Origin of the sequence: Loigolactobacillus backii, assembly GCF_001663675.1 — a bacterium.
In the GTDB taxonomy this organism is placed as follows: domain Bacteria; phylum Bacillota; class Bacilli; order Lactobacillales; family Lactobacillaceae; genus Loigolactobacillus; species Loigolactobacillus backii.
Window position 1 is genome coordinate 286,641 of the sequence record NZ_CP014873.1, and the last position, 24,528, is coordinate 311,168.

General features: G+C 38.9%; 21 protein-coding genes. 3 read left to right on the forward strand and 18 right to left on the reverse strand.

Going from position 1 to position 24,528, the window contains the following annotated elements; all coding sequences use genetic code 11:
- Positions 1-2: 2 nt before the first annotated feature.
- The 5 genes from addA to AYR53_RS01175 all read right to left on the reverse strand — a co-directional run bounded on the left by addA (position 3) and on the right by AYR53_RS01175 (position 10,799).
- Entirely contained in the window at positions 3-3,737 is a 3,735-nt protein-coding gene (gene addA, locus AYR53_RS01155) for a helicase-exonuclease AddAB subunit AddA (protein WP_068279766.1), read from the reverse strand.
- A 1-nt stretch (position 3,738) separates the two neighbouring features.
- Positions 3,739-7,293 (reverse strand): PD-(D/E)XK nuclease family protein, encoded by a 3,555-nt coding sequence (locus tag AYR53_RS01160; protein WP_068279760.1) that lies wholly within the window; start codon positions 7,291-7,293, stop codon positions 3,739-3,741.
- A 398-nt stretch (positions 7,294-7,691) separates the two neighbouring features.
- Positions 7,692-9,113: a C69 family dipeptidase gene (locus tag AYR53_RS01165; RefSeq protein WP_068222277.1), complete on the reverse strand. Its 1,422-nt coding sequence runs from the start codon at positions 9,111-9,113 to the stop codon at positions 7,692-7,694.
- Positions 9,114-9,297: 184 nt separating this feature from the next.
- Positions 9,298-9,792 carry a hypothetical protein gene (locus AYR53_RS01170; RefSeq protein WP_068222274.1) on the reverse strand — a complete coding sequence of 165 codons (495 nt, stop codon included), beginning with the start codon at positions 9,790-9,792 and terminating at the stop codon, positions 9,298-9,300.
- A 251-nt stretch (positions 9,793-10,043) separates the two neighbouring features.
- Complete coding sequence (locus AYR53_RS01175; RefSeq protein ID WP_068279758.1) at positions 10,044-10,799, reverse strand: C40 family peptidase; 756 nt, start codon at positions 10,797-10,799, stop codon at positions 10,044-10,046.
- Positions 10,800-11,111: 312 nt separating this feature from the next.
- Here AYR53_RS01175 and AYR53_RS01180 point away from each other — a divergent pair, with 312 nt between their 5' ends.
- The gene (locus tag AYR53_RS01180; RefSeq protein ID WP_068222245.1) at positions 11,112-11,387 is read left to right on the forward strand and encodes a hypothetical protein; all 276 of its coding nucleotides are present in this window, start codon (positions 11,112-11,114) and stop codon (positions 11,385-11,387) included.
- A gap of 82 nt (positions 11,388-11,469) precedes the next feature.
- Here AYR53_RS01180 and AYR53_RS01185 read toward each other — a convergent pair whose 3' ends face one another.
- The 7 genes from AYR53_RS01185 to AYR53_RS01215 all read right to left on the reverse strand — a co-directional run bounded on the left by AYR53_RS01185 (position 11,470) and on the right by AYR53_RS01215 (position 16,648).
- A complete protein-coding gene (locus tag AYR53_RS01185; RefSeq protein WP_068222244.1) occupies positions 11,470-11,703 on the reverse strand; it encodes a hypothetical protein in 234 nt (77 codons plus the stop codon).
- A 203-nt stretch (positions 11,704-11,906) separates the two neighbouring features.
- Positions 11,907-12,434, reverse strand: a complete 528-nt coding sequence (locus tag AYR53_RS01190; protein ID WP_068222241.1) for a hypothetical protein — start codon at positions 12,432-12,434, stop codon at positions 11,907-11,909.
- On the reverse strand, positions 12,418-12,636 hold the full coding sequence (locus AYR53_RS01195) for a hypothetical protein (RefSeq protein ID WP_068222237.1): 219 nt from the start codon (positions 12,634-12,636) through the stop codon (positions 12,418-12,420). Before AYR53_RS01195 ends, AYR53_RS01190 begins: the two co-directional genes overlap by 17 nt.
- A 233-nt stretch (positions 12,637-12,869) precedes the next feature.
- Entirely contained in the window at positions 12,870-14,297 is a 1,428-nt protein-coding gene (locus AYR53_RS01200; protein ID WP_068477226.1) for a C69 family dipeptidase, read from the reverse strand.
- A 258-nt stretch (positions 14,298-14,555) separates the two neighbouring features.
- A complete protein-coding gene (locus tag AYR53_RS01205; RefSeq protein ID WP_068222231.1) occupies positions 14,556-14,888 on the reverse strand; it encodes a hypothetical protein in 333 nt (110 codons plus the stop codon).
- 160 nt (positions 14,889-15,048) lie between these two features.
- On the reverse strand, positions 15,049-15,996 hold the full coding sequence (locus AYR53_RS01210) for an SAP domain-containing protein (RefSeq protein ID WP_068279755.1): 948 nt from the start codon (positions 15,994-15,996) through the stop codon (positions 15,049-15,051).
- 214 nt (positions 15,997-16,210) lie between these two features.
- Positions 16,211-16,648, reverse strand: a complete 438-nt coding sequence (locus AYR53_RS01215; protein ID WP_068222227.1) for a hypothetical protein — start codon at positions 16,646-16,648, stop codon at positions 16,211-16,213.
- Positions 16,649-17,329: 681 nt separating this feature from the next.
- On the opposite strand from AYR53_RS01215, the gene AYR53_RS01220 reads away from it, so the two are divergent.
- Both AYR53_RS01220 and AYR53_RS01225 read left to right on the forward strand, forming a co-directional pair.
- A complete protein-coding gene (locus tag AYR53_RS01220) occupies positions 17,330-17,983 on the forward strand; it encodes a VTT domain-containing protein (RefSeq protein ID WP_068222224.1) in 654 nt (217 codons plus the stop codon).
- Positions 17,984-18,291: 308 nt separating this feature from the next.
- Positions 18,292-19,464 (forward strand): IS256 family transposase, encoded by a 1,173-nt coding sequence (locus AYR53_RS01225; protein WP_068222179.1) that lies wholly within the window; start codon positions 18,292-18,294, stop codon positions 19,462-19,464.
- Between the two features lie 202 nt (positions 19,465-19,666).
- Here AYR53_RS01225 and AYR53_RS01230 read toward each other — a convergent pair whose 3' ends face one another.
- The 6 genes from AYR53_RS01230 to dltC form a co-directional block, all read right to left on the reverse strand.
- Positions 19,667-20,530, reverse strand: coding sequence for an alpha/beta hydrolase (locus tag AYR53_RS01230; protein WP_068279752.1), 864 nt, complete (start codon positions 20,528-20,530; stop codon positions 19,667-19,669).
- 2 nt (positions 20,531-20,532) lie between these two features.
- Positions 20,533-20,874, reverse strand: a complete 342-nt coding sequence (locus AYR53_RS13730) for a hypothetical protein (protein ID WP_239691375.1) — start codon at positions 20,872-20,874, stop codon at positions 20,533-20,535.
- A 24-nt stretch (positions 20,875-20,898) separates the two neighbouring features.
- On the reverse strand, positions 20,899-21,705 hold the full coding sequence (locus AYR53_RS13735) for a hypothetical protein (protein WP_239691374.1): 807 nt from the start codon (positions 21,703-21,705) through the stop codon (positions 20,899-20,901).
- 117 nt (positions 21,706-21,822) lie between these two features.
- The gene (locus AYR53_RS01240; RefSeq protein ID WP_068222215.1) at positions 21,823-23,004 is read right to left on the reverse strand and encodes a serine hydrolase domain-containing protein; all 1,182 of its coding nucleotides are present in this window, start codon (positions 23,002-23,004) and stop codon (positions 21,823-21,825) included.
- 15 nt (positions 23,005-23,019) lie between these two features.
- On the reverse strand, positions 23,020-24,276 hold the full coding sequence (dltD, locus tag AYR53_RS01245; protein ID WP_068279748.1) for a D-alanyl-lipoteichoic acid biosynthesis protein DltD: 1,257 nt from the start codon (positions 24,274-24,276) through the stop codon (positions 23,020-23,022).
- The gene (gene dltC, locus AYR53_RS01250) at positions 24,273-24,506 is read right to left on the reverse strand and encodes a D-alanine--poly(phosphoribitol) ligase subunit DltC (protein ID WP_068222209.1); all 234 of its coding nucleotides are present in this window, start codon (positions 24,504-24,506) and stop codon (positions 24,273-24,275) included. The genes dltD and dltC overlap by 4 nt, the downstream gene beginning before the upstream one ends.
- Positions 24,507-24,528 lie beyond the last annotated feature (22 nt).

The following is a 24,528-nucleotide window of genomic DNA, read 5'->3' on the forward strand; positions in this document are numbered from 1 at the left end:
AGCTAATTAACTGCCACAAGCTTGCCAACCGCCAATAAATAAAGGTACTTAGCAGTTACTGGACGCTTCAAAATTTGACCAAGTGCCGCAGCATAAAGGTTTAATTGCCCCGAATATCGTTGCTTAATTGCTTGAATTCCGGCATCTGGTTTGTTTTTAGCAACCCGATCGGTTTTGTAATCAAACAAAATTACTTGGTCAGAAAGGACTAGATAACCATCCATAATCCCATGAATTAATACCGGAGCATCATTTTGCTGGTTAAAGTCCGTAAATAATTGTTTGGCCGGTAATAACATGGAAAACGGTGCTTCACGCGTCACTTGATCAGGGTTCGCCAATAGTAATTTTCCTAACGAACTAGCAAAAAAATTAATTAAATTGGAAACATTAACCTTTTTTGCCACGGCATCCGTCAAGATACCCGCTTCGACTAAACGCGTCAACGTTTCTCCAATTATTTCATCCGTGGGTGGTACGTGTAAATCTAGTTCTTGTAACACTAAATGAGTTGCACTCCCAATTTCTGCTGGCGTTGGTGCCGTAACTGTCTGCATAAATTTGGGCACCATAAAATCATGATTAACGAAACGATGCTGTCCTTTTGGCGCACCATTCAGTTGCAAAGGATTCATTTCACTATTATCGGGGTCATCAAATAACCGCTTCACTTCGGATACCGATTGATAGGCCGTTGTTTGGGTGGCCGTTACATCGGGATAGTTTAGATTTAGAACTTGCTCAATCTGGGCCTGCCGCTCAACGGAACCTTCTGGCTGTGTTGTTTTTGCCGTTGTTTCATCTAACCAAGTCGTCGCCGCTTCAGTCGTTGCCTGTAGCGGATCAGTTGGCAACACTTGCTGCTTATTGGCAAAAGTTATTTTGAACTCCGTTTTATCAAGTGCCAGGCCGGAAAAATCACTATTCTGTGTTAACAATTCCTGATCAAATTGCGGGTGCCGGATTAAGCACATCCCAATCCAATCCATAAAATTAGTCACGTTACTTCTAGTGGTTTCATTCAAAACTAGATGTTCACTTTGTAGCGCTGCCTGCCATTTTTTTACAGCCGTCTTTTGATCGGGGTAAGAGCCTACAATATAGAGTTGCTGCTCAGCACGTGTTAAAGCAACGTATAATAGCCGCATTTCCTCGGCCGCCTGTCGTTTTTTAACCTGTGCCTTGATAACTACTTGTTGCGGAGTTGGAATTTTAATTCGCTGCTCAGGCTCCAAATAGGTAATCCCAATCCCCGCACGATCATCTAGTATATAGTCCTGCCTTAAACTAGTCTGATTAAATTCATGGTTGGCATCCATCAAGAAAACAACGGGAAATTCAAGCCCTTTACTACCATGAATTGTCATTACAGACACAGCGTTCTCCGTTGTTTGGGTTGGTGCCTCAGCCAGATCCTTATTCTTTTCCTGCATCTTTTCGATAAAACGTACAAACTGAAAAAGGCCTTTAAAGCTGCTTGCTTCATAAGCGTGCGCCCGTTCATAAAGAGCGTGAAGATTGGCCTGCCGCTGAGCTCCTGCAGGCATGCCACCAACGTAATCAAGAAACCCAGTTTCTTGATAAATAGTCCAAATCAACGTCACTAATTGATTTTGGCGCGCTAAAGTTCTAAATTCATCAAGCTGGCCTAAAAAACGATCAATTTTCTGGGCCAATTTTTGTTGAAACTCATTACCAGTAGTAAAATTCTGGTGAAATCTAACCACTGCCGCATAATAATCACCTGTTCGCTTAGTTATCCGTAAGAAGGCCAATTCGTTTTCATCCAAGCCAACAATTGGCGAACGTAATACACTTACCAGCGGAATATCCTGATACGGATTATCAATCACACTTAGTAAAGCCATCATAATCTGAATTTCAGTCGTTTGAAAATAATTCTGTGCATCATTAACAACAACTGGAATTCCCAGTTGTTTGAATAATTCGGTAATAACAAGGTTATTTTTGCGCGTCGGTGTTAGTAACACAATATCCTGATACTTTAAATCACGTTGTTTACCTGGATGAAGATGACGATCATATATTTGGCTATGATCAGCAATTAGTTTTTTAATCCGCTGACCAGCCATCATAATCTGCCCTTGTGCTTTATCATCGATTGAAAAACTTTCATCCACTGGCTCGGCAGTTTCTTCTTGAGTCTCTTGAGTCTTTGCTTCGTAAATCATAACCTCGGCGTGGGGTTCCATTGGTGGGTACTTTGCGCTGGCAACTAATTTGGCACTGTCATCGTAAGCCATTTCTCCAACCTGTTCATCCATTAGTTGACTAAAAAGTAGGTTAATAAAATTGGTCACATTAGTCACTGAGCGGAAATTATCGGCCAAAATAATGCGTTCACCCACCGCCGAATCGGTAAATTCCTTATATTTGGCCAAAAATAAGCCTGGATCGGCCAAGCGAAAAGCATAAATAGATTGCTTAACATCGCCCACCATAAATAAATTTCCTGGGTTATTTTTCGCAACTGTCGTCAGAATAGTTTCCTGAAGTCGATTAATATCCTGATACTCATCAACCAATACTTCACTAAATTTCTGCTGTAATGTTTGGCGTGTTTGTTGACCACTTTCGGAATCAGCAGTAAGAATCTGTAACGTAAGGTGTTCTAAGTCGCTAAAATCCAAAACGTGGCGTCGCCGTTTTTCCTTAGTAAAGGCGTCACTAAATTGACGAACGACAGCAACTAAGCTTTGAATTAACTTGGCCGCGGCCTGCATAACACTCAAAGCCTGTTGTTCATCAAGGGCAAAATAATCCACCGCTAACTGACTAATTTGTTTTTTTACTTGCTTTCGGTACTCTAATATTTGCTCTTTTGTTGCTTTAGCCTCATCGGACAACTTACGCAGCCCTGGCGCCCGCTCAAATTTAAAGTTGGCTAGATTTTGCCGAATTGTGTTCCAATTATCTGCTTCTAATGTCGTTTGTAGTTGTTGAATTTTTTCACCATCACTAGCCAAAACTGGGGAAAATTTTTCCAACTCATCCACCGCTAATTGTCGCGCACTGGCTAAATCATTTTGGGCCTGAGTTAATTGTGCTTCTAATAATGGGCGTAACTGCTTTTGAAAGAACTCACTTGCCGTTAAGCTTGAACCAGATACTTGGTAAGACGTCACTAACTGAGTTAACCAGGCAACTGGATCGGGATTGGCGTTAGCAAAATCAAACAGCCTGAACACTAAATCATTTAGACCATCGTCGTTGCGATCATTAGAAAAATTTTGAACTAACATCGTAAAATCATTGGCCCCATCACCATAAAGCTTTTCCCGTAATTCATCCCAAACTTCTTCGCGTAGCAGTAAATTCTCTGTATCATCGGTTAATAAACGAAATTCAGGATCTAAGTCGATAACGTAATAATAGCGCTGAATCAATTGTAAACAAAAGGCGTGTAACGTACTAATATTAGCTACTGATAATAGCGTTAATTGATGCCGTAACTCCTGTTGCTGTTTTCCTGGTGTGGCTGCCTGAATGGCCTGCTCAAGCGCAGTCTGAATTCGCTGGCGCATCTCAGTAGCAGCAGCGTCAGTAAACGTCACAACTAATAGCTCATCAATACTCGTACCGTGTAATATTTTTTGAATGACTCGCTCAACTAAAACAGTTGTCTTACCTGAGCCAGCCGAGGCCGACACCAAAATATTAGTTCCTTGCGCCACAACTGCTCTTTGCTGGCTTGCCGTAAAAGTTGCTTTTGCCATTTTAGTCTTCCTTCCTCTGCCGTTTTTCAGCCGCCAACATAGCCACAACATCCTCTGGCTGGAGTGTATTTAATTGGTGATAATTATTTTCCGGTAGCATAGCGTCAAATTGGAAAATTGACTTATACGGTGAGTACTGTAAGGCAGTATGATTATCTGGCCACTTAACCGGATTTAATTTTAAATCCCCATTAAAAATACCCTGTGCCGCCTGTCTAATTAACGTCTCGTTATGCTGAAGTAGCAACTCTAACTCACTTTCAGTAACCAGATTACTTTGGTGAGGACTGTAGCCGCCACTTGCCTTTTTATAAAGCGGGTAAACCTGTGAGTAGCCACTCTTTTTATCAGCTAAATCTTGATCCAAATTATCAAGTAACGTTAAATCATTTAATAAAATCCCATCATATTTATTGGTTGCTAGTAATGCATCATCAAACCCTTTGCTAAGTACATCCTTTAGCTTTAACTTAGGATTCTGTAAATGCATGTATAGTGCCCCAGCCAGCTTTACCGCGTTACCATCGGCCAATTGACCCACATTCTTTTTCATTGCGTCTAAATAGGTTAACATCTGCAAGGCCAGTCCATAGTAAGCATCGCTGAAACTAAATTTGTGCTCACTAGATTTATAGTCCACAATTCCTAAATAACGTTCTTGGCCAACAACCAATTGATCAATGCGATCAATCTTCCCTCGAACGTGAACCGCACGTCCCTGTGGCAGATTAAAGTCTAATGATTTCAGCCCTTCTTTACTACCGACATGGCCAAATAAAACTTCCGTTCGTAGTGGCGCCATCCGTGATTTTTGGCCCTGATGTTGCAGCGCATGACTCATTTGTTTAACCGTTCCAGCCAGTTGCCGAGCAATATAGGCCATCCGGTTAGAACTATTTAAAATCTGAAATTGAGGCAACTCGCGCATTTCGTTTAAAATATGATCTACTAAGTGATCGATTTCCGTTAGTTTTAATTCGGCGATCGTTCGCCCATCGGCCTGTACTTGACGTAATAAATGATCCAACGCCATATGGTAAAATTCTCCCGTACTAGCCGGTGACAGTTCGAAAACATCACGCTCACGTAATTTTAAACCGTACTTTAGAAAATAAGCGTATTCATTTTGATAAAATTCCTCGAGCTTTGAAATGGATGTATTAATCGATTTACCATACAAACTGGTAACAATGTCAGGCTTTAATTGCACTGGAATATTCCGATAATTCAAACTGGCCATTAACTTTGCCGTTAGCTGTTGATAATTAGGATCTTGACGTAATCGGCGGTAAACGTAAAGCCAAGCCACTGGCAGCTCTTTCTTCTGCGCAATTGCATCTCGACTGATTTGAATTAAATTAGTCAAAGCACTTCGCTTCGAGCCTACATACGTTGCAATTTTATTTGCCGTCAACTGCGGGCGCGTCGGGCAATACTGCCAAGTTAAATGAAAATAGCGCCGAATTCGTTCAACGTATGGCGACGGCTGTAATGAAGCACCATCATCCGCCGTCATAGGGTAAGTAAAAATAAGCCGCTCTTTCCCGCTCAAAAACGCTAAATAATTAAGGTACGGTTCAAAGGCCATCTGGGCCAACGCGCCATCTGGTAAATAATGTTCCGCCGGTAGTGTCGCGGTTAGCTTTTCTTGATCACTGTCTGAAAGCAATTGGTTTTCACCTATTCGGTCAGGCATGACCAAATTAGTGGCGCCAATCATAAAAATTACTTTACGCTCATCAGTTTGAACAATCCCCGTTTCCGAAACTAGCACCTGATCCAAAGTTGATGGAATTTGTGAATAACTGGCGCCCTGAAATCCAGCCTGAAAGAGCGCCAAAAAATTGGCACTATCAAAATCACTATCGCCTAAAATTGTGACGTATTCATCCAGCATACTGCAGAAAGTTTGCCAAGTTTGTTCTGGTTGTGCTGCGGCCGTTAAATCACCACGTTCAACCGCCTGATCACGCCAATTTAATAGTTGATCAGGTACGCCCCATTTGACTAAAAATTGATAAATTGCCACAACGGCCTGGCTCCCAGTTTTAACCTGATCTAACTTTTTAAAAAGCGGTGGTAAACTTTGCTTAATAAAATTCCGAATAATGTTAACTTGCTTAGTTATCACTTGATCACGGTCCGAGACGGTTCCAAAATCTTGCTCATCAAAGCGGTAGTACTGCCAGTCGTCTTTACGTAACCATTGTTTTCCGGTAAAGCCAAACTTCAACACCATATTTTCGGTTAAATCAACGGCCTGCCGAAAATCTTCGAGTGCCATTGTTTTACCCTGAACCTTAGGTAAAAAAAGCTCTGTTTTTAATAAACGCATCATATCCTGATAACGATAAAAATGATCTTTAACTGCAAACAGCGCATTAATTAATTCAACTAAAGGATGATCAACCATGCTGTGTTGTAAATCATCAAAGTAAGGAATTTGCTGCTTTTGAAAAATTGGTGCCAAAATTGTTTCGTAAGCATCTAAATGCCGTGTTAACACCAAAAAATCCCGGTAGTGGTAACCCTCTAGCGCAACCATTTGCCGAATTTTAGTCGCAACACGCATAACTTCTGCATACCGAGTGTCAGTACACATTAATTGGAGCGTGGTCGCTTGCGTTAGGGTTTCACTTTGAATATTCCCGCCGTTGGTTGACTGAATCCAATAATTTTCTAATTGTTGTAAGCCCGCACTCACCCGCGGCTGTTGAGCCCGCAAATCCGTCGCAATTGGAATATGAAAACGGCGTGCAGTTTGATAGAGTTGGTGGTAAACCTTACCTGATTGAAAAAAGAGATTTTCTAAAGTGGGCAATTCATTAGTATAGGCTTGATCAAGGGTTAAACTAACCGTTACTTTAGCCGCGTGTGTCAACAAGGTTGTTAGTAAACGATATTCTTGAGCCGATAATTGTGCAAAGCCTTCAATGTAAAAATAACTGTGACTTAAATCTTCCTGGGCCAAATAGTCACTTAAAGCGTTGAGTAAATCTGTATTTGCAACGTACCGGCCAGCCATCGCTGCATCAAACGCCTGATAGATTACCGCTAAATCGGCCACTTTAGCCGCAATATCTGCCTTAGGATCTAATTTTTCGCCGATTGCTTGTAGATCTTCGCTAGTAACACAGCCAGTTTTTAAGTTCATTAACTGATCAACCAATTGGGCAATGAAACCTGGCTGCGTTAACTCGCCCCGAAAAATTGTTAGTTCGGCCGCATGCTGCGTAACAGTTTGATACATCAGCATATTCAATCCAGCCTTATCTAACCTTGGCAATTGATAATAAGGTGTGTTCTTCATGAAATACCAAGCCAACCGTGAAAACGAAAAGACCTTTACGTTTTGTTCAGCGTAAACCATTGAAGTCTTAGCTTGCCGCTGCTGTAACGCATTTAAAATGGCAACTTCTGAACTAAACTTGATGTGGTTAGGAATCAAATAAAAAAAATGGCCCTCTGGATCAGCATCTAACTGCCGACCCAACTGTGCTAACATCACTCTTCGGTGGTCTTGGCTGGCCTTTCCAATTACAAACTGTAAGCTCATCGTCAACTTCCTTTCATAAAGTGTTTGAAAAAGCGCCCGGGTTCTACGCCACAAATACAATTACAGGACCCACAATTATGCTTTCCAAGCTAATTTGTCTAAGCGCGCCAGTCATTGCAAAAATTAGCCAAACAAAATATGGCGGGTACAGTAATCTACTTTTTCACACACGTTTAAATCGGTTTGGAAAATACGATTAAACTACCTTCCTGCTTACTTTAATTTTACCATAAAACTTAGTATAATCCTCGTTTGCTTTGAACGTATGTTTGCTTTTGATTTTTAAAATAATGGTAGTAAATTTGCAAGCGTAACGCAAATTTACTACCACTATTTTTAAAGATAACTCATTCATTTAATTAAACTACACAAACAAATCTCCAGAATATTACCTTGCACTATAAATTATCGCCTGGCTCAAAAGTAATCGGTGATAAGTTTAACGATTGCTTGACTAATGAGTCCATTAATAATTTAGTGTTTTTAGTAATTTTAGCTGCCGCTAACTCATTTTGTTGCGTTAAATAATCGGTTAATTTGGCCCCACTTAGCTCAGCTGCCTGTTGGTCAGTTAACTCAACGGCATTCCGTACTTGCGCTTGGCAAGCATCGCGATACTCATTAATTTGCTCAACAAAATCATGATAGTGAGGTTCAACTAGGACGCCCAATGACTTATAAAGCCAGTAAGCATTGTCTAAATCAACCGCTTTAGTCGTATTGCGATAATTTTCTGGCGTATCATTAATGTTAGTGAAGAACGGCACGTACGGGCTGTATGCAAAAAAGCCCATCGCTATCCACTGAATACCGGCGTACTCCGGCGCCACATGGTTACGAATCTGTAAAATATGTGACACTTGATTACGATCTAACGCAATTGAACGGAAAGTTGTTTTCTGTTCTTTTGTTCCTTTTCCAAAAGGATCATACGGTGTTTCTTGATAATGCGAACTCAAAAAGTACTGTAAATCCTCCACTGCTAATTTACGGTCAGCGTGTTGGATAAACGGAATTTCTTGACTCGTTGGCTCTTGTTCAACACTCGGTGTAAATAAGCGCTGACCATACCAAGCTCGAGGCGTATTATAATGGGCATCACTTTCAGTGTGTGTTCCAAAAATTTGCCGATAATTAAAGTGCCCTGGATGAGCATTTAAATGATGATCGGCAACAAATTTAGCCAAATCAGTTGACCACATAAACTGTTCTGGTTGGTCAAAATCAATTTCCTGAATATTAATCTGATTAGGGGCAATGGCGTAAGCGTCATCAGGAATTCGTTGGGCAATCCAATGGTGCCCACCTGCTGTTTCCATGTACCAAACCTCATCATGATCAGAAAAAGCAATTCCGTTACTTTCACCTGTTCCGTATTTTTCAATTAAATCGCCTAATCGTTGAACACCAGCGCGGGCCGAGTCAATGTATGGTAAAACAAGCGTCGTCATTGCCTCTTCATTAAGCCCATTCAGAACCAGTGGATCAAAACCTAATACCCGGGGGTTTGTAAAAGTTGTCTCCGTTGCGGACATAGCAACGTTCTTTTCGTTAATCCCGGCTTCTTCATAAAAGCCATCGTTGGGCCGATAATTAGGCTCTGCTGTGTAACGGTAAGCGTGCGCCGGTAACGGCACAACCATCCCAGTTTCTGGAGAAGTAAACACTTCACCCTTTGAAGCTCTTGCGGCATGTACAACGAATTTTTTTGGATTGATTGGTCCGTATCCATCCTCGTTTCTGGCAATCATAGTTGAACCATCGAGACTTGCCTTTTTTCCGACCAAAATGGCAGTACACGATGAGTGTTTAGTTGACATTTTGCCACTCCCTTTCATACTTTAAGTTTAGTCGTTTGCCAAAAACAACGCAATAGTGGTGGGAGCGTTTAGATTTTGAACATTAGTCCAAAGCACGTTCAGAAATACTTCTTTTAACCTACTAAAAAAGCACAGTTACTTCTACCTAATCGTGGCGTAACTGCACCCAATAAATTTATTATTTTTATGATGCCACTAACGACGTTCTTACCCGACCTATCATTCCGGTAAAATCAGGGTGCTTTTGCACAAAAACAGCCAGATTTCGTTCAGGCAAATCCGTTAGCGGAATAGTCTTGTATAGCGTTGGATCAATTGTCGCGTAGGCTAACACTTTTTGATTGTTCGTCAAAACAACCTGAATGGCCGCGGCCAAACTAACCGCCCGCACCAAATAAACTTCCCCCACACGGACCGTCAAACGGTAAATTGGTACACCAACGTTTTGTTGTTGCCGCGGTCGGCGACTACGCCTAATTGAGCCGATTTTTTCAGAATTTTTTAATTCTTGAGCCAAATCCGTCGTAATTTCATGAACCACTTTTATTTCATGACAAATTGCACAATTGGCCGGCCGGCTTCCTGCTTCGTGGTCAGCAACATGTTGTGTATAAAGGTCCGCTAAATAAATCAACATTTTTCGTTGTTTTTCCTTCAACAATTGTCGTTCTGTTTCCAACAATATCACCTACAATCAAAAGAAAAATTATATTTATTACATTTATATTACAATAGTATTACGACAAAGTCAAAAAATAGCAGGCTAAACCCAGAATTAAACCCGGTTTAACTTGCTATTTATGAAAAATGATTATTTAAATTAAAAAAGTAACTGGGCAGCTACTTTGCCACAAGAACGGCCATCGTACACAAAATTAAGAAACTGGGACAAAAATTCTAGCCTCTTATTGTTTCCAAACACTCCCTAGTTTATAAAACATGGACACCAAATGATGGCATAAAGTAATTTGAAATTGTCTCGATTTCAACGCTTTGTCCTGGTTGTGGTGCAGCAACATATTGATTATTTCCAATATAAATGCCTACATGGTAGGTTGCACCAACGCCACCCCAAAATACAAGGTCACCAGGTTGCATTTGATTAAGCGCAACTTGCTGGCCGGCGCTTTCCTGAGAAACCGTGTAATGATTCAGTTGAACCCCAGCCTGACTATAGGCGTAGGCAGTTAACCCTGAGCAATCTAGTCCCTGACCGGGTGTTACACCGCCCCAGACATAAGGAACACCAATCTGTGACTTAGCAGCAGCCACCACTTTTTGGGCCGCAGTTGTTGTTTGTTCAGTTGTCGTCGTTGTTTGCTTTTGATTAGTCGTTGTTGCTGCAGTTGGTTGTGCCGCTGTCTGCGCTGTCGTTACAGTAGTCTGATCATCAGTTGCCTTTAAGTACTTCGCCGGTACCCATTGATCGTTACCGATGTTATACCATTTTTCACCTAAGGCCTGTTTTGTGCCTTCAATATTAACGGATTGTCCTTCAACTAAATAGCGTAAGGGCCGTGGTGCATTTGAGTTGTTATCCCAAACAGTCGTCGCACCACCATGATATGTAACGGTCCCCTTGGTTGCAGCATCAGCACTTGTTGTCTGGATGCTCAATAACGTTACACCGGCAATTCCAACCACACCAGCCGTTATAACCTTCGTTAAATTCTTTTTTGCTGTCATAATATGTACCCCTCACTAAGAATGAACTTTCTAACTCCAACCACCACTATAACTGACCGAAATTACAGGCCTATGACTTGCATATGACAGCCCCATTACAAATGAAAAATATTAGACAAATATTTTTATTAATAGCGTTGTTAATAAGAATGGCTCTAGCAGTTTACTATGGCCAGCACTTTTCTAACATCATTACTTAACTTTGCGAATAACAATTTGAATCCAAGCGAAGGTCTGGCTTTTAGGCGCAACTTCTTGTATTATTAACATATTAGAAACAAAACCTAATTGAACAATAAAGGTGGCGATGAAATGCTGAGAAAAACTAAAAACTTTTTAAAGGCAAATGGCTTTCATTACAAAAAAAATTATGTATCGCCATTGATCGCACCTGAGAATTATTACGTCCTACGTTTCGGCAGAAATCATCTAAATAACCGTTATGTTGTTCAGTATAGTTACACTTGGACTGGACGAATGAAAATTAGTTCGATCAATTTGCGTTTACATGGTCAAAAACGACCACGAATTTTTAAAAATGAAACACAGCTACTTGCTTATTTACGTAAACACCTTAAATTATCTTAATTTTGGTGCTAAAAAATGTGGAGTACGAAACTTTCGGATAGCTATGAAAGTTTTCGTACTCCACATTTTATTTTGTTATTGATTAAAGCATATCCCAAATCAAAGCAACATCTGGCGAAACTGTATTTGCTGGTGCAACATCAAATCCCACTGCTTTACCAGTATCTAGCGAACCGCCAGCAACAGCCAATTGTTTCTTGTTTGAGAAGTCTTTAGTAACGGCGTCAGTTGCTGCGTCCAACGAATCAAATTGTGCATGATAAGTAGCACGCAAACCACCATTGAAATAAAAACTAACTTTATAATATCTGTTCATGACTTATCTTCCTCCATAACGGGCATTTCTTTATAGCATACACTACTAGATAATCTCCGCCAATCATTAAATGAAGCGCGTAACATCAGAGCGTGGTCTAAAAAACATTCAGATTCTACTTTGTAAATTCTAAGAGCAACCCTGCAAACTATTCTTTAAGAATTTGAAATCCGGCAAAAAAGTAACTCGTAGGCTTAGTTAAACTACGTATGATTGACGTTAGTGGGCCACCGTTCATGTTTATTCAGGTTGTAAAGCCAATCATCCTGACCATTATAAAATGACGCTATGCCTAAAAAAGCACACAAAATGGCAAACCAACTGCGAACATCTACAATTGGCATTAACGTAGGTAAAAGCCAGCCAATACCTAAAGCAACAATTAAGTTGAGTAGCCCGTTTATCCAACCACCAACACCAACAAAATCAAGTAAGAGCCCGTGACGCGATAACGTTTGATCGTTATTTTGCCGAGCAACAAGCCCAGCCGGCCACTGCCAGGCCAAGTTTATAACAAGTGCACCAAGCACAAAAACTATTGGCAGCCACCAAACCGTTGTATCTACGGACCAAAAATTATGGCGGTTGCCTAAGCGAATCGACTTGGATAACATAACAACCCAAAAGAAATCAAAAAAGATAATTGGTAAACAATAAATAAAACTAAACACAACCAATCGATTAAATTTGTTGCGTTGCTTAACCTCTACCACATTATGATCTTGTAGCATAACGTGCTTGCTTCGTTCTTTCACGCTCAATTTCATGTTGTTCATGGTAGATGGCCAATTTAAAGACGCCATGAATGGTTAGTGCGAGCGGTATTACGTGGATTAATGCCATTGGAATTAACAATTGTGGCTTTGTGACCAACGGTTTTAACCCTCTGGCCATATCAGCATGTTTGGAATGAAACTGTTTGTGTTTTAACATAAAATTTACCTCCTAAGAGCTTTAATGTTAATTTTGCGCAAGCGCTAAAATACTTATTCACGGAGGATGTCCATTCTCCTAACACGTACTTCGCATCCTGGAAACATGGCCCTCCTAAGAGCTTTAATGTTTATTTTTGCGCAAGCGCTAAAATTAATATCTACTTAGAACAGTGATTAATGGATCAATTTTAGTTTAACACGTTCATAGACAAACAGTCGTATAAAACGTTGCTACAAATTAGGATCCATTTTAAAAACAAGCCTAGATAATTCAGCGCCTTGCGTTGTTAAATCGGCCAATAACTTTTTAGTGGCCTGATTATAATGGGCAGCAATTTCATGATTTTGTTGGGTTAAATAAACCGTCAATTCATCACCGGCTAAATTTTCTGCCTTCGCATCAACACTTGCTATTTTTGTACGAGCCCATTGTGATAACTCTTTTTGATAGTCTAGATCGGCCTGAATAAATTCGGCATAATGCGATTCAACGATCATTGCCAATGCCTCATACAGCCAATAAGCGCTGTCCAGTGACATCTCCTGGGGCAGCTTACGGTAAGATTCATCCGTGTCAGTTGCGTTGCTAAAAAAAGGAACGTGCGGACAGAAACTAGGAACGCCAAACCCAAGCCATTGCACACCGGCCGCCCCATTTTTACTGTTGTCACGCATCTGCAAGATATGAGAATTAGCAGTTCGCGATAATGAAATTGCCCGGTAAGTTTTTTTATCATGTTCACTACCATGACCTAGCGGATCGTATTTGGTTTCATTGTAATGTGATTTCAGAATATACTGAACATCTTCCACCGTAATCTTTCGGTTTGCTCGCCGAATAAATGGTAGATTGGGTGATTCTGGTTCTTGCTCAATTTCGGGATTCAAATAGCGCTGCGCAAACCAAACTCGTGGTGTGTTGTAGTGATGATCCTTTTCCGCATCCGTACCAAAAATATGTCGGAAATTCCACTGATCAGTATCTGGATTCAGTTGATTTTGCTCAACAAATTGTTGAATTCCATCAGCCCACATATAATTATTTGAATCAGAAAAATCAATCGCTTCAATCGCAATTTGATTTGCCGCCACAGCGTAACAATCATCAGGAATTCGAACAGCAACCCACTGATGACCGGTAACAATTTCCATATACCAAACCTCATCACTATCACTGAATTGCACACCGTTACCCTCTGCTGAACCGTATTTTTTTACTAACTCGCCTAGATAGCGAACACCCGCACGAGCCGAATCAATAAACGGTAGGACCAACGTTGTCATTGAGTCTTCGGCCAAACCATTTTCCACAAACGGATCATACGCTAAAACGCGCTCGTTTGCATAAACACTTTCCGTTGCACTTTCACCAACGTTTTTTTCGTTAAATCCATCTTCTTCGTTTGGCCCATCACTTTGATCGCCATTCGGTGTCGAAGTATAACGATAACCACGCTCAGGTAGCGGCACTGTTAAACCATTATAGGGTGAAGTGTAAATTTCCTGACGACCAGAAACAGCTGGCTGAACCAAAAATTTTTTTGGGTGAATCGCGATTAAACGATCCTCGTTACGCGAAATATAGGTTGCGCCATCAAGTGACGCCTTTTTGCCCACCATTATTGAGGTGCAGGCGGAAAGCTCAATTCTATCTGTCATCATTCAATCTCCTGTCACTATATTTTATTTACCACTCTAATTATGCGATATTTTTCGGATAAAAAGAGTAGCATTTACAGCGATAAGCCTTTGACTCCAAAAAGAGCCACACTCCATCACTGCGCAAATTTATTTCTAAGTAAACCCGATTGGCCTGCCATTAACAAATCTGAAGAACAGCATAGTGCGCTTAACTTACAAAAAAGTAGTTTTTGCGAAACGTATTAGTTTGTGTCTGAATGCTTTTTCAAACACGCTCTAGTTTAAGTCAATTAAAATCTTTTTTGCTTTCGGCTGAACATCTACGTTTTCAACAAAGCGACTTAACTCGGCGTGTAAACTTGCCATGCTTGGATTTTTTAAATGATAAGTTGTTTTCATTTTTTGAATAATGTCAGCGTTAAAATTATTATTTGTATCTAATTGATCAACAGCCGCATAGTGGCGGTTAACGTAGGCCGCAAAAAATTCAATCAAGCCATCTGGTGCTTCATCAAAATTGGAATCACCTGTCATCTGAATTTTAAACTCATTTGTTAACGGCTTACCATCAGCAGTTAACGTTTTTAATAATTGAAATAAAGTCAGCATTTTATTATCCCCTTAATTAAATAATGAATCTTCTTTCATTGTAGACCTTTTTACTGTTTATAAGTATTGAAAGCTTACAAAACGAATCACTAAAAAAAGAGGATAAAAAAAGGATCAGTAACGGGTACCAAAGATTAATCATTCAATCTTTGAAACCCACCTACTGACCCATTTTTTTGTTCCAATTTTGTTGAGCCTGGCCATAGAGGTGCTGTAATTGTAATTCATCTCCGGCCAACGAATAGCCTATAATCTGATCCATTTCTTGATCACTAAATAATTGAAAAGGTAACCTGAGTTGCTTTCGTAATTGACTAAAATTGGCCAAAATATCCGGTAACGTCAAATTAAACTCTGTCATTAATTGTTTTAAAACAACAACATAATAATCCTCAATTTTATAATAGGTTAGTCGATAATCTAAAACATCATGCTGCCGTAACAACTGTTCCAAGTTGAAATTTGGCTGTGCCATCGACAAACCTGCCAATTCAATGGCAATACTTTGCAGCAGGCCACTGAGTGCACTTCCGTAACGCCGCCACTCATAATTATTTTGAAAGGTTAAGTGAGCAACTAAATAACGGCGACTCCAATAACCAGTATCCACCGCTTGTTCATCGGCCGCCACCAGCAACTGCATAATCGTTTCTCTCTCAGATAGGCCTGAATGTGGTAACTTTATTAGCCCAGCCTGCTTATAATCAATAATCCCTGGTGCGTAATGATTATGAATAATTCGTAAATAACTGTTCTGCCTTAATATTTGCGCACCAAGCTCAGTCACCTGATAAAATTGTAATGAAAAAGTTTGGCCAATTAGCCTAGGTTCACACTGTTGATTAATTCGCCTGACCAAATCCGCCTTGCGACCACTAATTTTTAACCCTTCAAAACGCAAAAATGTTTTTAACTGTGCAACTGTATAGTGTGGCAAAACAATCAGTGGATCCTTTGTTATAGTTAGATAGCCTTGTGTCACCAAATCCGTTAAGTAGGTCTTTGGATCTACACGATAATGTAGCCACCAAAACGGCTGATTAAGCTGATAATGACTGTTTTGATTATTTGCTAAACTCAAGGCTAGTATCTCCATTTTTGTTAACATCACAGTTCCCTTCTTTAACTGTTTCTAAACTACTCAGTGATAACCTAACTGTCAACTAAATAAAATAGAAGTCTGCTAAAAATTTTCAGAGATACAAATAGTAAGCGGCCAGGACTTTTATCCTGACCGCTCACTATTTTCGACCATTACTCTAGAACGTGCGCCAAAACCGAATTTTGTCCCACTCCCATCCAATTTTATAATAATTCACTTTTTAGTTAGTAATCGAAACCAAACGTGCTTGACGTTCTCGGGCCAGCCGCGCAGCAGTCTTTTCCTCTACCCGCAAGGATAATGCCGAGAAAATTACCATTGGTGCCGTTAAAAATGCTTCTAGGCCAAAAACCATAAAGGCCAAACCTTTAATCGATAAGTGTTGTTGGTCTAAAGCAACAATTTGCTCTTTTAAAGTTGACCAAAAGCTCTTCGTCTGCTGAGCTATATTACTAGGACGTCCAACGTTCCCAACATTGCCGGTTTGACCAACACGCCCAGTATTTCCAGAGTTTCCACTATTGCCATCGGATGGCTCGCTAAGTTCAATCATTGAATTAGCCGGTACTGCCGTGTTCGGACAAAAAGTATCAATTGCAACAAATTGAAACGCCAAAAATAGCAAGTAAATAAAAACCAAATTATGCCTAACATTCATCAGCCTAACCCCACATTTTCTCTTTAATTCAATACTACAAATAAAGCGCATACATTAATGTACAAAAAAATAACCGCCTATTCGTGCTTTCAAAGAATATCCTAGCAAATAATTATGATAGAATGATTAAAAAATGATAAGAGCCGGTTCATTAAAGACTCTAGTCATCCATAAACAACTAAATTTTGCTTTTTTATTTAGTTGTGCTAAACTAATTTTATGCGATGAGTCGAGTAAACCAAACATTAGATAGTGATGTCTAGTGTTCCGCACAAGCGGCAGTCCGAGGGGACGATAACTACTTGTAGTTATTAGTGGTCATTCGATACAGGCCACCTCTTTTCGTTATAACGAGCAGCGACTTTTTGATTGTGGAGTCAATAAGTCATACAACTGTAGAGGCTTGGTCTGTGTTAAGCGGTCACTATGTGATCGCTTTTTTATTTTGCTGAATATTTTAAAGTTGGCGTGTATTAAAAAATGTATTCTTGAAGCAACTCCCCCCGGTATTAGATTTTAGTCCAATACGGGGGTTCACTTCATGGCCACACTTTTTTTCATTTAAACGTTATATTTTTATAAATAACTAAAACGGCTAACGACAAATAACTTAATCTCTGGTACACTCGATGCTAGTTAATTAATAATATTACGAAAGTCCGAACTGGAGGGATCGCTTTTATGAGCGCTTTGATTGATTTTGTTTTACACATTGACAGCCACCTGATTACAATCGTTAACACATTTGGCAATTCTAGTTATTTTATTCTTTTTGCCATTATTTTTGTTGAAACTGGCGTTGTCATTCTTCCCTTCCTCCCTGGTGATTCACTGCTATTTGCCGCGGCCGCCCTTGCCGCCAACCCCATTTATCATTTAAATATCTGGGTATTTATCTTGCTATTTCTCATTGCCTGTATGGCAGGTGATTCTTCAAATTACTGGATTGGCCATAATGCAGAGCGACTCCTTTCTCGTTACAAGTGGTTCCGCCGTTTTATTAATGAGGACAGTCTAGCTAAGGGCCAAGAATTTTTTGAAAAGCACGGGGCCGTTTCAATTATCTTGGCTCGTTTTATGCCCATCATTCGGACCTTTGTTCCGTTTGTTGCTGCTGGTGCGGGCTTCCCTTACCGTAAATTTATTCGTTATAATTGGATTGCATGCATTGCCTGGGTTGCACTTTGTACCGGCGCCGGCTACTTCTTTGGTAACATTCCAGTTGTCAAAGAACACTTCTCGGCCGTTATTATTGGCATCATTGTGGTTTCCTTAATTCCAGCAGTTGTTGGCTTCATTAAGGGTAAAACATCTCCGAAAGAAAAAATTGATTAAAAATAATATACTTGGCGTTAAAAAAGTTTAATTAATACTAACTAAATTGAAAACTTGGATTAGTTTTACCTTCTAAAGGAACGATTTCATCTTGTTAATATCAGGATGAAATCGTTCCTTTATTTTACCTTATAATGGGTCAATTCATGATCTGCGCAAATAACATCAAATTTATTGATAAAGTGATATGGTTAAAAATTTATGAGTGTTTAAATAATTATGTGTAAATGATTTATTGAGAATTGAAAAAGGGAAGCCTCTCCCTTATGATAGTTAGCGTCTAAACAAACATCACAGGAGGCTTCCCCATGAATCAGTTTACCAAAGAAATCGTCACAGCACTAGCACAGCATCAGGATCTAGCTATTATTTTTAAAGACCAACTAGAAACGGCCGTTAATGAGCTATTACAAAATGAACTTTCTGCATTCTTGGGTTATGAGCCCTATGACAGGAATGGCTTCAATTCAGGAAATTCTCGTAATGGACACTACATGAGAACCTTTAATACAAAATATGGCGAATTGAAGCTTACGATTCCCCGTGATCGGAACGGAGAATTCGTTAACCACACATTACCAGCCTATCAACGCCGAACAGATCAGTTAGAACAAACCGTCATTCAGCTTTATCAAAAGGGAATTACCACTCATGAGATCGCAGATCTGATGGAAAAGATGTATGGTTCCTATTACACGCCACAGACAGTTTCCAATCTAACTAAGGTAGTTAATGAACAAGTTGAAGCTTTCAAGAATCGAACGTTATCAGAAAGGTACGCCGTCGTTTATTTAGATGCCACTTATCTTCCCTTACGACGTGACACAGTTGCCAAAGAAGCAGTTCATATTGCGATTGGCATTCAACCTAATGGTCATAAGGAAGTGCTATCTTACAAGATAGCTCCTACAGAATCTAGTTCTGTGTGGTCTGAAGTACTAGCTGATTTGAAGCATCGTGGCGTGCAACAAACCTTACTTTTTGTGGCTGATGGATTGGTTGGCCTAGAAACTGCCGTTGGCAAATATTATCCGGACGCCGTTATTCAACAATGCCTAGTTCATGTAAGCCGTAATATTTCACATCATATCCGGGTTCATGACCGTCAAGCTGTGTTAAATGATTTTAAGTTAATTCATCAAGCAACCAATAAACGAATGGCTGAGCACAGCTTAGCCAACTTTGTTAATCATTGGCGCAAAAGATATCCCAAAGTTACACAAGAATTATTAAAAAACCAGAAATTACTGGTATGTTTTAATTTTCCACCGGCTATCCGTTCTAGTATTTATAGTACCAATCTTATCGAATCATTTAACAAAAAATTTAAGCGGCAAACAAAGAAACGTGAACAATTTCCCAATGAAGAATCTTTGGAAAGAACCTTAATGACCGTAATTCTTGATTACAATGACAAATTTGGTCGACGGACACATAAGGGGTTCAACCTAGTTCAAGACACTTTAGAATCAATGTTTTAGTTCAAAGGTGAGAGGCTTTTTCATTTACACATAAAATTTGACACTCTCAAATTTATCTCACATCTTTGCAATAGATATAAAGAATTCCCCTATAGTTGACAAACTCACATTATTTCATTTGTCAACTATAGGGGAATTATATCAGCCACAGATATAACCTAATCTCTAATTATTTACAATCTAAGCAGTTAAAACAATTCTCCTAATAATTTGGCACCTGTAGTTGCGGCCGATTTTGCTGTTGATCAGCCTTGGGTATATTTTCCCGTAACAGATATTGGCCCATTACATTAACAATTTGTTTATTTTCTGGCAAGTCAGAATGATTAGTATTCGCACCCGTCACGATAATTTCGGTATAATTTGCTACTTGATTTTGAAAAATATACTTGCCACTATCAACACTTATTAAGGGAACAATTCCATCTCCTTTATAATTTTCAGTTCCTGCAATTGAATAGACTCTCATTTTTTTTGACAGTCTATTCCTATGTGCAATCAAGTCTTTCAACATTGGCGTTTTTTTGGACGTCTTTTTTTCTAAATTAAATGGTGTTGCAATTGTCATTAATCGATCAATTTTATTATTTTTCGGTAAATATTTTTCCAAAAAGAACGTCAAAACTAATCCACCATTGGAGTGCCCCATTCCAGAAAAATGATTAAAATGATACATCCTGGCTAATTTTTGGTAAGCAATGCTAAACCACTTGGCCTGTCGTTTGATATTAGCATAGCCATCGTGATTATCCTGAAAGCCTACCACAATAAATGGCCGTTTATCTCTAGGCTTTAAATGACCGCTGAATTTTAATTGACCATTAGTTTGTACGGTAACCTTTAAAAGACTGCGTTTTAAGCTACGTTTATTTAACAATATTACAAGAGAATCAAATCGATTTTGATTTGCTGAACTCCCTGGCACTAGGAAAATGGGATCCATCGGTGATTGAAAATGAGTTTGCTGTAAATCAATTGATTTCTTCTGCCATTGATATCCTGATACGCCAATAATCATTGTAAATAATACAAGCAATAATCCGTACCAAAAATTTTTTTCTTTCATACTCAATCGCCAACTTTACTAGTTAGGTTATATTTATCATTTAGCCTCACAAAAGGTAAATAAATACCCGTTGCAATGCCCAAATTGAGTATTCCAACCAATAATGCTACCCAATTACCGCCAGTTGCTAAAAATCCCTTCAAGAATCCAGGTGTTGTCAGTGGGACTGGATAAACAGCTGCTGGCATCAAATGTAGGCTAAAAAATAGCCAAGCAACTAGACACGCTACGATTGGTGTAATGACCAACGGAATTACTAGTAACGGATTAAATAAAACCGGCATACCAATCAATAAGGGTGAATTCAAATTAAAGAAAGTGGGTAAGAAGCTTACTTTAGCCATGTACTGTAAGCGGTGATTATGCGATCACAATAATAGCGCAATTAACAAGGCCAACATCATTCCGCCGCCACCGACAAAAGCATAAGTGTCGTATATGGCATGTAAATTAACTGGATACGGAATATTTTCTAAATGATGGTGCTGCAATGCATAATTCAAATTTTGTACCGAGAATATTGCATCATTGTGTCCATCAGCCAAATTGAGCGGCCCGGAAATCCCAATAATCATTAATAAATTACTAATTAAAACAATAACTAGTAACAGAAAAATATTTGTACCCCAATTGGCAGTTAACTGTGTAAATATCGTACTTGGCATTTCCGTAAAACCGTTGGCTACATTTGCATAAAATACCGCTGCTATGCTGGCAACAATTAACGTAAAAACAAGTATTGCTAACAGTTGATGCCTAACAAAGCGTCCTAACAACCAACTCACAAAAAGACCGATTATAATTGCTTCAAAGATACCGTGAAGTGTTACACCACTATAATTTAACGTTAAATTCAACGTACCATGCTTAGTTTCACCCGTGAATAGCGATTGATTATTGCACACCCATAAAAATGTCCCACTGATCATTCCGGCTAACCATTCATTTTGATGTTTTAATTTGGCGGCATTAGCGGCCACTAAAAAGGCAATCCAAATCACTACCAAATTATTAATTAAAATATCCAAGCTAGAAAAGAAATTACTAAATGAAACATAATTTGGCAACCACCTACTAACATGATAAAGCTGATTAAAAAAGCCGTTTGGAATAAAAATTGTTTTGTCAACTAAAGCAATGAATGTCCCTAATGTAACAACTGGAAAGGCGGTCATTAATGACCTTATAGTTACTTGGTACAATCTACGTTTACTAAGATTATTGCTAAAATTAACCAAATTATTTTCTAATTTCTGTTTAAAATATACCAAATTAACCTCCTGAAATAAATTTCAAACCTGTTTTTCAACTGTATTTGAAAAGAAATCAGACTCCTTGTATTTAGCCATAAAACGCGTATTAATTAACAATTGATCAAAGCTTTTTGCTAAACTTCTTACCTTAAACAGTGGTTCTTGATAATTACTTAGTAAGATAATTGCATTTTTTCCATTTGGACTAATGTGAATTGAAGATTCAAAACCATATCCGGCACCGTTAGTTAATTTGACGCGCCCTTGTGTATAAAAACCCGCCTCATATTTAGTATTTGATCCGCCTTGGTAGAGCTGATGTAAAGATTGTGCCGAAACTATTTTTCCTGCCAAAATTGCACTTTCAACACGATAAAGATCACCAACACTCATATAAACCTGACCAGTCCCCAGTTCATCATGTTCTAGGGCCGCATCATTACCACTAGGCTTAGTATAAATTAACACTTCCGGAATATCGTTTTTTCCATAATAACCACTTGCTAATGAAATACAATTTGGTAAATCATAGGCAAACGCCGTATGTTTCAAGCGTAATTTTTTAATGATCTGTCCATAAAATAGTTGTTGGTAACTTTGGTGTGTAATCTTTTCTAAAATACCAGATAGAAAATTAAAATTAACCGCCTGGTAATCCCATCTGCCATTCATCTCATTGTGATAGCGCACTCGCGAAATATCACTCTGAATAATCTCTGAATCAGATTTAACAGCATTCGGTCCAACAGAACCTTGCATAGACAGTCCAGAAGTCATATTTAACATCTGACGAATTGTAATATTTCGACTACCAGGAATACCTGGATAAAACATACTTAATCGATCTGATAATGTTAGCCTATGTTTCTCCACTTGCTGCATTATCAGAACAGCAGTAATAGATTTTTGGATAGAATCAATTTCGTACATGGTGTTTTTATAATTTTTAATGCCATTCTTAGCGTCAGAATAACCGGAGTAATAACTGGCTACTTTTTTCCCATTCTTATACATTTCGGCAGAACCAATATAATTTTCGTGGGTTAATGTTTGCACTAATTTATTCTGAGCCTTTGAATCAACTTCACTACTGACCAAACCTACTTTTCTTGCCTTCACATTTTGCCAATGCGCATTAACAGTACCCCTAAATAAAAGTGTGCCAATCAAAACAGCCACGACAGTGAAGAATATTTTGGCTAGCCGAGATCGATTTAACAAGGCCAACAGCCCCTTTTATTCATTTTTTACAGTATTTTGCCAGTTTTTAGAAAAAAATCTATTTTGAATTATATAATTCGGCTGTGGTTGTTTATTCGTCAAAAATGGATTAACTGTTTGATCAACCTTTAACCAACCACGCCAGCCTAAGTGAATTGTGTCTTCCATAAAGTACTTTTCGTTACCATAATCAGATAGGTCCAACACGTTATTAAATCCTTGTTGCCTTAATTGATATTCGATTTTCTGATCTGTTTGCCGAATCATAGGTATAGATAAACCAGTGTAATCAGCCCAACGAGCATTGATAGGCGGAATAATGAATTGTACGTTAACGTGCCATTTAGCAAACTGATTTAGCACAAGTTCAAAATCGCTATATTCTGGTGACCGACGATAATCCAACTTAGTTTGCGAATCTTTTAGGTCTTTGATTCGATTACCACTCAATCGTGTTTTATAAAATGTATTTTTAATGCCTAGTTTGTTGTTGGTTGTTTCACGACGTCCAACTTTTACCGCTAAATGATTTAGTTTGCTAATCGAATAATGTGCGGGCAAACTTTTTTCACCTTTTTGAACCTTAGCTAAATTATTATTCAATTGGAAACGCGAAAATAAAGAATCTTCATTTAATAAAATTGTCTCTTTAAATTTTAAAAACATTTTTTGAAATTCAGAAACAGGTTTGCCATGTTCAACATTTTCAAGTGCCGCCTCACCAATTTCGCTAGAACGACCTGATGGCATTTCAAGTAATCGTTTGGCCGCATATCGATCAGCAGTATCATTTTTAGCATTGATAATCCAATCAATTGTTTGCAATGGTGAATAGTAAAAACCAAAAGCATCGGGACGCTGCCCTTCCTTTGTAAACCACTGTGGTGAAATAATAAAAATTACTTTTTTACCTTTTAATTGCGTTCCTAAATTTTGCATTGTAAAATAATGCGTTAATGATTGCGATCCAGCGTTACCTAACAAAAACGGTCGATAAGAACGATGGTATTTTGCGGCCAATACTGATGGATGAAATTCGTCTAGCCTAGACAACTCTGAGGAACCAAAAAAGGGAACGTAACCATTTTCTAACGCCTGCTGTTTAATTTTGCGTCCCCGAAAAACTTTCGGAGATAATGAAACTGCCGCCTTTTTTTCTGTCTGTGAATTAAAATGTCCAAATCCAATTGGTAAAGATAATAGTAGAATCAGTAACCCAGCGGCAATTATCACAGGCCCAAATATCAACCATAATTTACCTTTTGTCTTCATTTCATTGATTCCACCTTCGCAATGATTTTATTAGGTGTATCCCACTCACTGCGATCAAATTCAGATACCGGTACATCAATGCCAAACCTTTCTTGTAATTCTAATAATAGTTCTACTGTTGCCATAGAATCGATCATTCCTGAATCAAATAAATTTTCGTCTAAATTACCGCTAACATCTGATCCTGTTAAATCTTTTAAAATATCTACTACTGTTTGTTTTGTATCCATATTAATTACCCCTTATTTTATA